This window comes from Pseudarthrobacter enclensis (assembly GCF_030811655.1).
Taxonomy (GTDB): Bacteria; Actinomycetota; Actinomycetes; order Actinomycetales; family Micrococcaceae; genus Arthrobacter; species Arthrobacter enclensis_A.
The window spans coordinates 1-13,463 of sequence record NZ_JAUSRE010000024.1 but is presented as its reverse complement, the minus strand read 5'-3'; the positions used below and the strand labels follow the sequence as shown (position 1 = coordinate 13,463).

The 13,463-nt window shown below is 65.8% G+C and carries 9 protein-coding genes; all 9 read right to left on the bottom strand.

Annotated elements, in window-relative coordinates; all coding sequences use genetic code 11:
- Positions 1-5: 5 nt before the first annotated feature.
- Entirely contained in the window at positions 6-1,118 is a 1,113-nt protein-coding gene (locus J2X98_RS18640) for a branched-chain amino acid aminotransferase (RefSeq protein ID WP_307311144.1), read from the bottom strand.
- A 112-nt stretch (positions 1,119-1,230) separates the two neighbouring features.
- The gene (locus J2X98_RS18635) at positions 1,231-2,283 is read right to left on the bottom strand and encodes a 3-isopropylmalate dehydrogenase (protein ID WP_141941967.1); all 1,053 of its coding nucleotides are present in this window, start codon (positions 2,281-2,283) and stop codon (positions 1,231-1,233) included.
- 90 nt (positions 2,284-2,373) lie between these two features.
- Entirely contained in the window at positions 2,374-3,930 is a 1,557-nt protein-coding gene (gene metG / locus J2X98_RS18630) for a methionine--tRNA ligase (protein ID WP_307311138.1), read from the bottom strand.
- A 35-nt stretch (positions 3,931-3,965) separates the two neighbouring features.
- Positions 3,966-4,721, bottom strand: a complete 756-nt coding sequence (locus J2X98_RS18625) for an ABC transporter ATP-binding protein (RefSeq protein WP_141160114.1) — start codon at positions 4,719-4,721, stop codon at positions 3,966-3,968.
- Positions 4,718-7,516 (bottom strand): ABC transporter permease, encoded by a 2,799-nt coding sequence (locus J2X98_RS18620; protein WP_141941972.1) that lies wholly within the window; start codon positions 7,514-7,516, stop codon positions 4,718-4,720. Before J2X98_RS18620 ends, J2X98_RS18625 begins: the two co-directional genes overlap by 4 nt.
- A 217-nt stretch (positions 7,517-7,733) precedes the next feature.
- On the bottom strand, positions 7,734-9,323 hold the full coding sequence (serA, locus tag J2X98_RS18615; RefSeq protein ID WP_141941974.1) for a phosphoglycerate dehydrogenase: 1,590 nt from the start codon (positions 9,321-9,323) through the stop codon (positions 7,734-7,736).
- 123 nt (positions 9,324-9,446) lie between these two features.
- Positions 9,447-10,472 carry a ketol-acid reductoisomerase gene (ilvC, locus tag J2X98_RS18610; RefSeq protein ID WP_141941976.1) on the bottom strand — a complete coding sequence of 342 codons (1,026 nt, stop codon included), beginning with the start codon at positions 10,470-10,472 and terminating at the stop codon, positions 9,447-9,449.
- 83 nt (positions 10,473-10,555) lie between these two features.
- On the bottom strand, positions 10,556-11,068 hold the full coding sequence (gene ilvN / locus J2X98_RS18605; protein ID WP_018768340.1) for an acetolactate synthase small subunit: 513 nt from the start codon (positions 11,066-11,068) through the stop codon (positions 10,556-10,558).
- A 2-nt stretch (positions 11,069-11,070) separates the two neighbouring features.
- On the bottom strand, positions 11,071-12,978 hold the full coding sequence (locus tag J2X98_RS18600; RefSeq protein ID WP_141941978.1) for an acetolactate synthase large subunit: 1,908 nt from the start codon (positions 12,976-12,978) through the stop codon (positions 11,071-11,073).
- Positions 12,979-13,463: the final 485 nt, after the last annotated feature.

The following is a 13,463-nucleotide window of genomic DNA, read 5'->3' as shown; positions in this document are numbered from 1 at the left end:
CGGAACTATGCCAGGCGGGTGAGCCAGCCGTGTGTGTCCGGCTCGACGCCGGTCTGGATGCCCAGGAGCTTTTCGCGGATGGCCATGGTTACCTCGCCGGCTTTGGCGTCCTCGGAGCCGATGAATTCGGTGGCGTCCTTCAGGACTCCAATGGGGGTGATGACCGCTGCGGTGCCGCAGGCGAAGACCTCAGTGATCTCCCCGGAGGCCACGCCGTCGCGCCACTCGTCGAGGGTAATCTTGCGTTCGGCCACCTCGCGGCCCATGTCCTTGGCCACCTGGATAACGGACATGCGGGTGACGCCTTCCAGGATGGTGCCGGTCAGCGCGGGGGTTGCCAGCGAGCCGTCCTTCATGACGAAGAACACGTTCATGCCGCCCAGCTCTTCGACAGCATTGTCGTTGGCCTGGTCAAGGAACAGCACCTGCTTGCAGCCGTTGGCTTCGGCTTCCTGCTGTGCGATCAGGGAGGCAGCGTAGTTGCCGCCACACTTGGCGTCGCCGGTGCCGCCGCGGCCTGCACGGGCGTACTGGCGCGAGATCCAGATGGACACCGGCTTGAGTTCGCCGCCGAAGTAGTTGCCGGCAGGTGATGCGATCACCCGGAAAGACACTTCACGCGCAGCGCGGACACCCAGGAAAGCCTCCGTGGCGATCATGAAGGGCCGCAGGTACAGGGCCTCGCCGTCGCCGGAAGGAACCCACTCCTTGTCAACGGCCACCAGTTCACGGATCGCGCCAAGGAAGTATTCGGCCGGCAGCTCTGGCAGGGCAAGCCGGCGGGCGGACTTGTTCAGGCGTGCCGCGTTGGCTTCGGGGCGGAAGGTCCAGACGGAGCCGTCCGCGTGCCGGTAGGCCTTGAGCCCCTCGAAAATTTCCTGGCCGTAGTGGAACACGGCTGCGGAGGGGTCCAGGACAATCGGACCGTAGGGTTCGATGCGCGCGTCGTGCCAGCCGCCGTTGCCGTCCGCGTCAACGCTGTAGTCGACGATGGCGGTGTGGTCGGTGAAGTAGTTGCCGAATCCCGGGTTTGCCAGGATGGCTGCACGCTCTTCGGCGGACTTCGGGTTCTCCGAGGGCTGCCGGGTGAATTCGACGCCATGGGCGGTCTGAGTCATGGTTCCTCCACGATCGGCCGCCCCGGGTTCAGCGCTGAACTGCAAGGCGGCATTTGGTGATTCGAGACAAGCTTACGCCCGAAGCCGCCGGCAACCTGCCGGGGCAGTACAGCTAGAGGCCGGCGGCGATGGCGTCGCCGACGGCGCTGGTGCTGCGTGCCGTGCCGTCGCGCTTTTCGACGTCCGCAACAACGGCCGCTTCGATCCGGCGGGCGGCGTCGGCGTAGCCCAGGTGGTCCAGCAGGAGGGCTGCGGAAAGGATGGCCGCGGTGGGGTCTGCCTTGCCCTGCCCGGCGATGTCCGGCGCGGAGCCGTGGACCGGCTCGAACATGGAGGGTGCAGTCCGGTCCATGTTGATGTTGCCGGACGCTGCCAGGCCGATGCCGCCCGTGATGGCAGCGGCGAGGTCGGTGATGATGTCGCCGAACAGGTTGTCGGTCACGATCACGTCGAAACGGGACGGATCGGTGACCATGAAGATGGTGGCGGCGTCCACGTGCAGGTAGTCGTGGGTGACACCGGGGAATTCCTGGGCGACAGCTTCAACCGTGCGCTTCCACAAGTGCCCGGCGAAGACCAGGACATTGTGCTTGTGCACCAGGGTGACGTGCTTGCGTTCCCGGAGGCTGGCGCGGCGGAAGGCATCGCGGACCACGCGCTCCACGCCGTGGGCCGTGTTCAGGGACACTTCCGTGGCTACCTCGTGCGGGGTTCCCGCCCGCAGCGAACCGCCGTTGCCGACATACGGGCCCTCGGTTCCCTCGCGCACCACGATGAAGTCGATGGTTCCCGGGTTGGCCAGCGGGCTGCCCACCGTGCCGTAGAGCCGGGAAGGCCGCAGGTTGACGTAGTGGTCCAGGCTGAAGCGGAGCTTGAGGAGCAGCTCACGCTCGATGATTCCCGAAGGGATGCGCGTGTCGCCGGGAGCGGCGCCCACGGCACCAAAGAGGATGGCATCCCGGGTCTTCAGGTCTTCCAGGACGTGGTCCGGGAGGGTCTCCCCCGTGGCGAGCCAGTGCTCGGCACCGAGCTGGTAGTGCGTTTGCTTGAGCTCGGCACCCTCCGCGGCGACGGCCTTTTCCAGGACTTTGAGGGCCTCGGCAATAACTTCGGGGCCGATGCCGTCGCCGGGAATAACTGCAAGATCGATGGAGGATGCGCTCATGTTTTCAGGGTAGCCAAGACATCCATATGCTGGTCAAGCTGTCTCAGCTTTTGGACAGGAGCGCATCCGCCCTAGTTGGCAGGGGGTGGCTTACTCCGCCGGTTCCTCGAACTTGGGGAACACCGGAGCGGGCGCAGGCAAGGTTGTGCCGGCCACGATCGGCGTGGCGATGGCAGCAAACTGCCGGGCGTTGCCTTCCGGCTGGCCCAGGGCCTCCAGAAGCCTGGCCGTGGCGTTGGGCATGACGGGCTGGGCCAGGATGGCCACGATGCGCAGCACTTCAAGCGTCACGTACAGGACGGTATTCATGCGTTCGACGTCGGTCTTCCGCAGGACCCAGGGCGCCTGCTCCGCGAAGTAGGCGTTGGTATGGTGCAGCACGCCCCAGAGGGACTCCAGGGCCCGGCTGAATTCCTGCTTGTCGAAGGCGGCGCGGGCAGCATCCAGCAGCCCGTTGGCCTGGGCAAGAATGGCAGAGTCCGCCTCGGTGAAAGCACCTGGTACCGGCACCGCCCCTGCGCAGTTCTTGGCCACCATGGACAGGGAGCGCTGAGCCAGGTTGCCGAAGTTGTTCGCCAGGTCCGAGTTCATCCGGCCCACGATGGCCTCATGGTTGTAGCTGCCGTCCGCCCCGAACGGCACCTCGCGCAGGAAGAAGAAGCGCACCTGGTCCAGGCCGTACTGCGCAACGAAGTCCGCCGGCGCCACCACGTTGCCCAGGGACTTGGACATCTTGACCCCGTTGTTGTGCAGGAAGCCGTGGATCATTACCCGCTTGGGCAGCTCCAGTCCCGCGCTCATCAGGAAAGCCGGCCAATAGATGGCGTGGAAGCGGGAGATGTCCTTGCCGATGATGTGGAGGTCGGCAGGCCAGTACTTCCGGAACTTCTCCGACTCCGTGTCCGGATAGCCCACGCCGGTGAGGTAGTTGGTCAGCGCGTCCACCCACACGTACATGACGTGCTTGTCGTTGCCCGGGACCGGAACACCCCAGTCGAACGTGGTCCGGCTGATGGACAGGTCCTCCAGGCCGCGCTTGACGAAGCTGATGACCTCGTTGAACCTGTACTGCGGGGCGCCGAACTCCGGGTGGGATTCGTAGAGGGCCAGCAGCTTGTCCTGGTAGGCGGACAGCCGGAAGAAGTAGCTCTCCTCCGCCGTCCACGTCACCTCGGTGTCCGTCTCTTTCGAGTAGCGCACGCCGTCGTCCTTCACCACGGTCTCATCCTCGGCGTAGAACGCCTCGTCTCGCACGGAGTACCAGCCCTCGTATTTGTCGAGGTAGATATCGCCGTTGGCCTCCATTTTCTTCCAGATGGCCTGCGAGGCGGCGTAGTGGTCTGCGTCCGTGGTGCGGATGAACCGGTCGTAGCTGATGCCCAGGGCGGAGTGGGCCTCCTTGTAGACCGCGACGTTCCGGTCCACCAGTTCCTTGGGGGTGATGCCTTCCTTCTCCGCCGTCTGGGCGATCTTCATGCCGTGCTCGTCCGTGCCGGTCAGGAACATCACGTCATAGCCGTCCAGCCGCTTGAAGCGGGCCATGGCGTCGGTGGCAATGTACTCATAGGCATGCCCGATGTGCGGCACGCCGTTGGGGTAGGTGATGGCCGTGGTGATGTAGAACGGCGTTTTCTCTGAAGCAGTCACGGTGCGGACGGTTACCTTCGGTGCGATGGAGTGGGCTAGATCAGTTCTGTCAGGGTATCGCTCAGGCGGACCAGCTCGTGGTCGTGCGAGGCCACCAGGACGGCGATGCCGTCGGACGTGGTGTCCTTCAGGATGCTGATGATGCGGTTGGCGGAGGCACGGTCCAGGGAGGCGGTGGGCTCATCCACCACCAGCACCCTGGTGCCCAGGATCAGAGCGCGGGCGATTGCCACACGCTGGCGTTCGCCGCCGGACAGCTGTGCGGGACGGTGCCGCATGCGCCGGCCCAGGCCCACCAGGTCCAGCAGGTCCTTGGCCATGTCGCGCCGCTGGTCCACCTCGCCGTCGGGGACGGCGGGCAGGAGGACGTTTTCGAGGGCGCTCATGCCGTCAATCAGGGCACCGCCCTGGTCCACGTAGCCGATGAGGGCACGACGGCGGTCGGCGATTTCGTCGTCGCCCATGCTTTCGAGGGAATCACCTTCCCAGAAAACGCGGCCGGACGTCGGCAGGGTGAGTCCCGCGCCGACAGTCAAAATGCTGGTCTTTCCGGAGCCGCTTCGGCCGGCGACGCAGTGCATCTCGCCTGCGTGCAGGGTCAGGTCGAAGCCTTCCACCACGCTGACGGCCTCGGCCCCGCCTTTACCGCCGCCGTAACGGATGGTGATGTCGCGCATTTCCAGCGGGGTGGCGTGGTCGGCCGACTTGACGATGGTGTTGGCCCGGGTCTGCAGGGGGACCTCGTTGGAGCCGCTCCTGCGGCTGCGCTGGACGTTCGTCGGGTTTGTCATTGGACCACTTTCGTTGCAATCGGTATCCAGCAAATTACAGCCACCAGCCCCGCGGCGGCAGCCCAGATGGCTGCGTAGGGTGCCAGCAGCAGGCCGATGCCCAGGGCGCCCAGCACGCCCAGCGGCAGGGCCACGGCTCCCACCAGTGCGTTTTCGAAGAACCGCACCTGGCGGAGCATGTCGGGGTTCCAGCCCATGGCCTGGAGGATGCCCAGGTACTGTCGCTTGGCGTTGAGTTCGAAGCGGCCGGTCACCAGCGTGAGCACCAGTCCCACGGTCACCCCGGCAAGCGCCAGCAGGATGCTGGGCAGCGTTACGCTGGCCGCGGCCAGGCCGCTCAGGGCACTGGCGCCGGCTGCCCGCGGGATGTCGATGAGGAGGGCGATCAGCCCGCCCACGGCGGCACCGAAGACGCCGACGGCGACGGCCAGCGACAGCGTGTTGAACTTGTTGGTGCTCAGCTGGCGGTTGGCGAAGGTGAGCGGGGAATCGACCTGGATGAGCCGTTCGTCATGCTGCGGTTCCTGGTCGATCTCGTCGCGGTGGCGCAGCTGACGGGCGGCGAACAGGGCCGCGCCGCAGTACAGGACCAGGACCGCAACGCACACCAGGGCCGTGGCAATGCTCCAGCTCAGCAGGCTCAGCACCAGGCCTGCGGCAGCGAGCAGCACCGCACCGACGCCGAATTCCTCAAGCACCCAGCTGCGGATCCGCCGCTGGGTCCAGCCCATGGCGCGAAGGGTGCCTGCCTCCCTGCGGCGCTTGCGGATATAGCTCACCGTCGAGGCACCCGTCAGGAGGGCCGCTCCGCACAGCGTCAGGAAGAGCAGGGTGATGTTGGTTCCGGACAGCGCTCCGGTGACTGCTTCCGCGGCGTTTTGGCGCACCCAGGACTGCTGGACCGTGCCCAGCGGCGATTCCTTGCCGGCGTCGTCCTTGGAGTAGCCGGGCACGAAAATACTGGTGTCCTCGCGGGCTGAGCCGGCCACCACGGTGGCGTCCAGGCCCATGTCCCGGATCTCTGCGGCGAGCTTCTCCACCTCGGGCTGGGCGTCCTTCCAGCTGCCGGGGGCCTTGGCGCGGACACGGATGGCGTCGATGACCGCAGCGTTCTGCTTGTAGCCGCGGGCGGCGGCGAGTCCGTAGTAGTCGGTGATGGCACCGGCGGACTGGCTGGCCAGTCCCGTGGCGCTGAGCGACGGCTTAAGCTGTGCGGACGGAACGTCCTTGCCGGACGCGTCCTTGACCAGGGTGAAGGGCGTGGGATCGTAGCCACCCAGCGGGAGCTTGTTGACGTCGCCCGAGGCTGCCGCGACGGCAGCGGGGTCGAAGGTGCCGTAGACCATGGGCAGCGGCTGCGCGGCCTGCTGCTGGCCGGTGGAAAGGTTGTCCCGGTAGGACCGCTCGTCCACGGGATCGCGCTGGGTCTGGTCGACGGGAGCACCGTTGGCGGCCTTGTCCGGCAGGCGGTTGACGGTGACCCAGTCGCCGGGCACTGCGGTCTTGTCCACGGCGCCGTTGGCGGCGGTTCCGCCATCCGTGTACTTGGGGGCGCCGGCAAAGTCAGTGCTCCATTTGGCGGGCGTGTAAAGGCCCGGGTTGAAGTTTCCGTTGCTGCCCAGCAGGGACGAGTGGTCCGTTGAACCGGGCCACGACAATACGAAGGGATCCTTGGAAACGAAAGGCAGGTAATCCTTGCCCAGCGACTTGGAGACGGTGCCGACGTCCTTGACCACCTTGCCGGCGTCGTCAATTTCCTCGATCTTGACGTTGTACTTCAGGTCCAGCGAGGTGCCGGAGCGCACGATCAGCGGAACGGCCTGCGAGCCGCTGGTCAGCTGGCCGCTGCTCTTGGCCTGCTGGTACTGGGTCATCAGGGGCGCCCAGTACTTGAGCTTGACGCCCAGAAAGTCGGGTCCTTCCTTCAGCTGGTCCATGCTGATGCCGCTGCTGAACAGCCCCTGCAGGTAGCGGCCCACGGCGCCGGCGTCGCGCGCGTCGGCGGGGGGTGCCTTCTCCAGCGGAGCCAGGAAGTCACCCGCCGAGCCCAACAGGGCACGTTCTGCCGCGGGGTCTACGGCCACGACCGACTCGGTGACCTCAGGTGCGAGCGGCAGTGCGACGGAAAGGTTGAAGAGGTTGTGCTCGGAGCCGCCGGCGGGGGCGGGGAACTTGATGCCGGTCTCCCCCGCAGGCGGGGCGATGCGGATGCTGGTGCCACCCTGCGTCTTTTCCTCCACGAGCCGGGCTTTACCGAGGGTGCCCTCAGCGGTGGTCTTGAACAGGGTCTGCTCCGACTTCCCGTCCGAGCTGACGGCACTGGCAGTGAGCCGGTACTTCTTGGCGGTGTCCGTCAGCACGGATTCGGGCGCGGGCCACTTGTCCGGCGCCGTGGCACCGGCGGCCTGGTCCGCCGTGGAGGCGCCGGCCAGCCCTGCGTTGTAGCCGAGGTAGTCCATGGCGTCCAGCCGGGGTGTTTCCAGGTTCTGGGTGACGCGGGAGACCAGGCTGATAGGGGCGGCGACGGAGGTCCCTGAAAGCTTCCGGATGGAGTCCAGCTGGTCGAAGCCGATGCCGCCGGCCCCGTTGGCGATCTCCGGCTGCAGGAGCGCCCCGGAGGGCGCCTTGGCCTGGACCAGGATGTCGTAGAGCCCCCTCGAATTCTCATCAACCGTCCGGTTGAGCGCAGCCTGCGACTGGCTTTGGACGAGGACCGACAAGCACATGGCTGCGATCAAGATGGCCGCGGTCAACAGCAGCACCCTGCTTCTGATGAACCTCTGGACGGCGTTCATGGAACTCCCTGAAACCTGGATTGCGTGCGCGCACCTCCATCCGCCCGGGCAGACGTGGAGCATGGCGGACGGATGTGCAAAGGGTATTGGCCGGCCTGCCGGCTACGGTCCTGAATCAGGACCAAGCCATTGTAAGCAGACCGGCCAATCATACGTGGCTCCGCCCGGAGATGCCCCGGCGAAGGTGCGGTTTCGGCGTTTCGGCCGGTGTGTCGCGTTAGTCTTCCAGGTCCACTTCGCGGACCATTTCGGCGCCGATGCCGGCCTTGATGGCATCCAGCACCTGCTGCGGAACGGAGCTGTCGATGGTCAGCAGGGCGAGCACCTGGCCGCCTTCGTTGGAGCGGGCAACCTGCATTCCGGCGATGTTGATGTTGTTCATGCCGAGGATGTGTCCGATGGTTCCGATGACGCCGGGCCGGTCCGTGTAGGCAACCACCACGAGGTGCTCGCTGATGGGAATTTCAACTTCGAACCCGTTGATGCCCACGAGCTTTTCGATCTGCTTGGGGCCGGTCAGGGTGCCGGACACCGAGATCTGGCTGCCGTCGCTGAGGGCGCCGCGCAGGGTCAGGACGTTGCGGTAGGACTCAGTCTCAGGGGTGGTGATGAGGCGGACGTTGATCCCGCGCTGCTCGGCAATGACCGGGGCGTTGACGTAGGAGACCTGCTCGGTGACGACGTCGGCGAAAATTCCCTTGAGAGCTGCAAGTTCGAGCACCTTGACGTCGAGGGAGGAGATTTCGCCGGCCACTTCCACATCGAACTGGGTCAGGGATGCGTGGGTCAGCGCGGTGAAGATGCGGCCCAGCTTTTCGATCAGCGGGATGCCCGGCCGGACGTCTGGGGCAATGACGCCGCCGGCAACGTTGACGGCGTCCGGCACCAGTTCGCCGGCGAGGGCCAGGCGGACCGACTTGGCAACGGAAACACCGGCCTTCTCCTGGGCTTCATCCGTGGAGGCACCCAGGTGCGGGGTGACCACCACGTTGTCGAGCTTGAAGAACGGCAGGTCGGTGCTGGGTTCCTTGGCGAAGACGTCCACGCCGGCGCCGGCGATTTCGCCGTCCTGCAGGGCCGTGAAGAGCGCTTCTTCGTCAACGAGGCCGCCGCGGGCCACGTTGACCACGTAGGCGGTGTTCTTCATCTTCCGGAAGGCGTCCGCGCCAAGCATGCCCACGGTCTCGGGGGTCTTGGGCATGTGGATGGTGATGAAGTCGGACTGGGCCAGGAGCTCGTCCAGGGTGACCAGCTGCACGCCCAGCTGGGCGGCGCGGGCGGAGGTGATGTAGGGATCGTAGGCCAGGATCTTGGTGTCGAAGCCCTTGAGGCGGGCGGCAACCAGGGCGCCGATGCGGCCCAGGCCGATGATGCCGATCTTCTTTTCGAACAGTTCGATGCCGGTGTACTTGGAGCGCTTCCATTCGCCGTCCTTGAGGGCGGCGCTGGCCTGCGGGATGTGGCGGGCCAGGCTGAGGATGTGGCCCACGGTGAGTTCCGCGGCGGACACGATGTTGGACGTGGGGGCGTTGACCACCATCACGCCGGCCTGGGTGGCGGCCTTGATGTCAACGTTGTCCAGGCCAACGCCGGCGCGGGCTATGACCTTCAGGTTCTTGGCCGCGGCGATCGCTTCGGCGTCCACCTGGGTGGCGGAGCGGACCAGGATGGCATCCACGTCGCTGATCGCCGAGAGCAGCTGGGAACGGTCGGCGCCGTCGGTCTGGCGGATTTCGAAGTCCGGGCCAAGGGCCTCGACGGTGGCGGGGGAGAGTTCTTCGGCGAGCAGTACTACGGGTTTTGACACGGCTGATCCTCTGCGTTGCAGTCCTGGGGATGAAACAAGTCTAGGCCGACGGAAAGGCCGGGCTCACATTGTTAAGTGTGAACCCGGCCTCACCGTTGGGTCTGAATGGTGGCGAAGGCAGCCTTAGCGGGCTGCGGAGCCTTCCACGTAGTCCACGTCCTGCTGCTGCCAGGAGAACAGGGCGCGCAGCTCGCGGCCAACAGCCTCGATGGGGTGCTGCTCTGCCTTGGCGCGCAGTTCCTTGAACTCCACGCCGCCGTTGTCCTGGTCCTCGATGAAGCGCTTGGCGAATGCACCGGACTGGATGTCGGCCAGGACGGCCTTCATGTTTTCCTTCACCTCGGGGGTGATGACGCGCGGACCGGAGACGTAGTCGCCGTACTCGGCGGTGTCGGAAACGCTCCAGCGCTGCTTGGCGATGCCGCCCTCCCACATGAGGTCGACGATGAGCTTGAGCTCGTGCAGCACCTCGAAGTAGGCGATCTGCGGCTGGTAGCCGGCCTCGGTCAGGGTCTCGAAGCCGTACTGGATCAGCTGGGAGACGCCGCCGCAAAGGACTGCCTGCTCGCCGAAGAGGTCCGTTTCGGTCTCTTCGGTGAAGGTGGTCTTGATGACGCCGGCGCGGGTGCCGCCGATGGCCTTGGCGTAGGACTTGGCCAGCTCCCACGCGTTGCCGGAGGCGTCCTGCTCGACCGCAATGATGTCCGGGATGCCGCGGCCGGCTTCGAACTCGCGGCGAACGGTGTGGCCCGGCGCCTTCGGGGCCACCAGGATGACGTCAACGCCCTCCGGTGCCTGGATGTAGCCGAAGCGGATGTTGAAGCCGTGCGCGAAGGCAAGGGCCTTGCCCGGGGTCAGCTTGTCCTTGATGGAGTCGTTGTAGATCGCGCGCTGGTGCTGGTCCGGTGCCAGGATCATGATGACATCGGCCCATTCGGCGGCGTCGGCAACGTTCTTGACCGTGAAGCCTGCATCCTGTGCCTTGGCGGCCGACTTGGAGCCGTCCTTCAGGGCGATGACGACCTCGACGCCGGAATCGCGCAGGTTGAGTGCGTGGGCGTGGCCCTGGGACCCGTAGCCAACGATGGCAACCTTGCGGCCCTGGATGATCGACAGGTCGGCGTCGTCGTCGTAGAACATTTCAGTCACTTGCGTAACTCCTCTTGAGTGTTGTGTAGGTAGTGGTCTTGCGGTGCTGCGGTTACGGGCGCGGTGCCGCCATGGCGTGACGCCTAGGCGGAGCGGAGCGCCCGGTCACTCATGGAGCGGGATCCCCGTCCAACGGCCAGGGTGCCGGACTGCACAATTTCGCGGATGCCGAAGGGCTCCAGCACTGAGAGCAGTGCCGTGAGCTTTTCCGGGTGGCCGGTGGCCTCAATGACGACGGAGTCGGTGGACACGTCAACCACTGAGGCGCGGAACAGGTCTGCGGCCTGGGTTACCTGCAGGCGTGTTGCGGCATCCGCACGTACCTTGACCAGGATGTGGTCGCGCTGTACGGAAGATTCTGGGGTGAGCTCAACGATCTTGATCACGTTGATCAGCTTGTTGAGCTGCTTGGTGACCTGCTCGATGAGGTCGCCGTCGGCGTCGACCACCACCGTCATGCGGGACACGCCCGGCACTTCGGTGGGGCCAACGGCCAGGGAGTTGATGTTGAAGGCGCGGCGGGCGAAGAGGCTGGCCACGCGGGTCAGGACGCCGGGCTTGTCCTCTACCAGGACAGAGAGTGTGTGGCGGCTCATGCTCAGTCTTCCTCTTCCCATTCCGGGGTCATGTTGCGGGCAACCTGGATCTGGTCGTTGCTCACGCCGGCGGGCACCATCGGCCACACCATGGAGTTGGGGCTCACCACGAAGTCGATGACCACGGGGCGGTCGTTGATCTCGAGGGCCTTCTGGATGGTGGCGTCGATGTCCTCCTCGCGTTCTACGCGGAAGGACGCGCAGCCGTAGGCCTCCCCCAGCTTAACGAAGTCCGGGATGCGGACGGTGTCATGGCCGGTGTTGAGGTCGGTGTTGGAGTAGCGGCCCTCGTAGAAGAGGGTCTGCCACTGCCGCACCATGCCCAGGGAGGAGTTGTTGATGACAGCAACCTTGATGGGGATGTTGTTGATGGCGCAGGTGGCCAGTTCCTGGTTGGTCATCTGGAAGCAGCCGTCACCGTCGATGGCCCAGACAACACGGTCCGGCTCCCCTACCTTGGCACCCATGGCGGCCGGGACGGCATAGCCCATGGTGCCGGCGCCGCCGGAGTTCAGCCACGCGTGGGGGCGCTCGTACTTGATGAACTGGGCGGCCCACATCTGGTGCTGGCCGACGCCGGCCACGTACACGCCTTCGGGTCCGGTCAGTTCACCAATCCGCTTGATGACCTTCTGGGGGGCGATCAGGCCATCGTCCGGCTCCGTCCAGCCCAACGGGTAGGTTTCCTTGAGGTTGTTCAGGAACGCCCACCAGGTGGTCAGGTCCGGGGCTCCGGTGGCCTCGAACTGGCTGCGCACGGCCTCGGTCAACTCAGGGATGATCTCCTTGACGGACCCGACGATGGGTACGTCGGCGGTGCGGTTCTTGGAAATTTCGGCGGGATCGATATCGGCGTGGATCACCTTGGCGTTTGGCGCGAAGGTCTTCAGCACACCGGTGACGCGGTCGTCGAAACGGGCGCCGAGAGTGATCAGCAGATCAGACTGCTGCAGGGCCGTGACGGCGGAAACGCTGCCGTGCATGCCGGGCATGCCCACGTGCTGCGGATGCGAGTCGGGGAACGCGCCCTTGGCCATCAGGGTGGTCACCACAGGGGCTCCGGTTGCCTCGGCGAGGGCAAACAGTTCGGCCGAGGCGTGGGCCTTGACCACACCGCCGCCCACGTACAGCACGGGTTTGGTGGAGGCGGCAATGAGCTTGGCGGCCTCCCGCACCTGCTTGTTGTGTCCGCGCGTGACCGGCCGGTAGCCGGGCAGGTCGATCTTCGGCGGCCAGGAGAAGGTCATCTGTCCCACCTGGGCGTCCTTGGCCACGTCCACCAGCACGGGACCGGGGCGCCCCGTGGAAGCCAGGTGGAAGGCCTCGGCCATGACGTGCGGGATGTCGTTGGGATCGGTCACCAGGAAGGAATGCTTGGTGATGGGCATCGTGATGCCCACGATGTCGGCTTCCTGGAAGGCGTCGGTGCCGATCACGCCGCTGGATACCTGGCCGGTGATGGCCACCAGGGGCACGGAGTCCATGTGGGCATCCATGATGGCGGTAACGAGGTTGGTGGCGCCGGGGCCCGAGGTGGCGATGCAGACGCCCACCCGGCCGGTGACCATGGCGTAGCCTTGCGCGGCGTGGCCGGCTCCCTGTTCGTGACGGACCAGCACGTGGTTCATGGTGGAGGCCATCAAGGGGTCGTAGGTGGGCAGGATCGCGCCACCAGGCAAACCGAAAATATCGTCGACGCCGAGTTCTTCGAGCGAGCGGACGATTGCTTGCGAGCCGGTCATCACCGTCGGGGGTACGACGTTGTTCGGCCCAAGGACAGGAGAGACGGCGGCAAGGTCGGCGACGACGGCGGCATGGTCAGCCGTCCGGTCGGCGCGTTCCGGAGCCTTGGCGGCTCCAGCGGACTTGGTGGCCATCAGCGAGGGGCTGATGGGCGATCCTTTGCTCATCGGACTCTTCCTTGTGGATCTTCTCTGGTTTTGGAACTGGTTTGGAACGGTGGGAATAAAAAAACCCCTCGGCCTGGCGGCTGGTGAGGGGTTTGCGCGTGACGGTTCGTTACCAGGGGGCTAATGTGCCACGCGCTTGGTAAGGACGACGACTACGGTGCCGGCGGTAACGAAGGTCATGCGTTCAGTTTTCCCTCTTGGCAAGATGGGTGTCAACGAGCAACAACCCTATCTCACCATGTGGACCCCATTGTCCACCAACTGATCCCATCACCATGGGATCTTTTCCTCAGCAGCCCACCCTGGCCCGGAAGGGCTTAATAAGGCTGACGCCGAGAGGCCCCTTTCGTGGGGGGGGCCGCGCCCCCCCCCAGGGGGGGGGGGGGCCCCAGTTTTTTGGGGTTGGTTGACCCCCCTTACAGCGCCGGCGCCGGGCGGACCACCCCGGGCCGGGGTGGGGGGGATGGCAGGGGCGGGTCATACTG

Coding starts and splice junctions, on each gene's coding strand:
- J2X98_RS18640 (WP_307311144.1), bottom strand. CDS start 1,118: ATGACTCAGACCGCCCATGGCGTCGAATTCACCCGGCAGCCCTCGGAG.
- J2X98_RS18635 (WP_141941967.1), bottom strand. CDS start 2,283: ATGAGCGCATCCTCCATCGATCTTGCAGTTATTCCCGGCGACGGCATC.
- J2X98_RS18625 (WP_141160114.1), bottom strand. CDS start 4,721: ATGACAAACCCGACGAACGTCCAGCGCAGCCGCAGGAGCGGCTCCAAC.
- J2X98_RS18620 (WP_141941972.1), bottom strand. CDS start 7,516: ATGAACGCCGTCCAGAGGTTCATCAGAAGCAGGGTGCTGCTGTTGACC.
- ilvN (WP_018768340.1), bottom strand. CDS start 11,068: ATGAGCCGCCACACACTCTCTGTCCTGGTAGAGGACAAGCCCGGCGTC.
- J2X98_RS18600 (WP_141941978.1), bottom strand. CDS start 12,978: ATGAGCAAAGGATCGCCCATCAGCCCCTCGCTGATGGCCACCAAGTCC.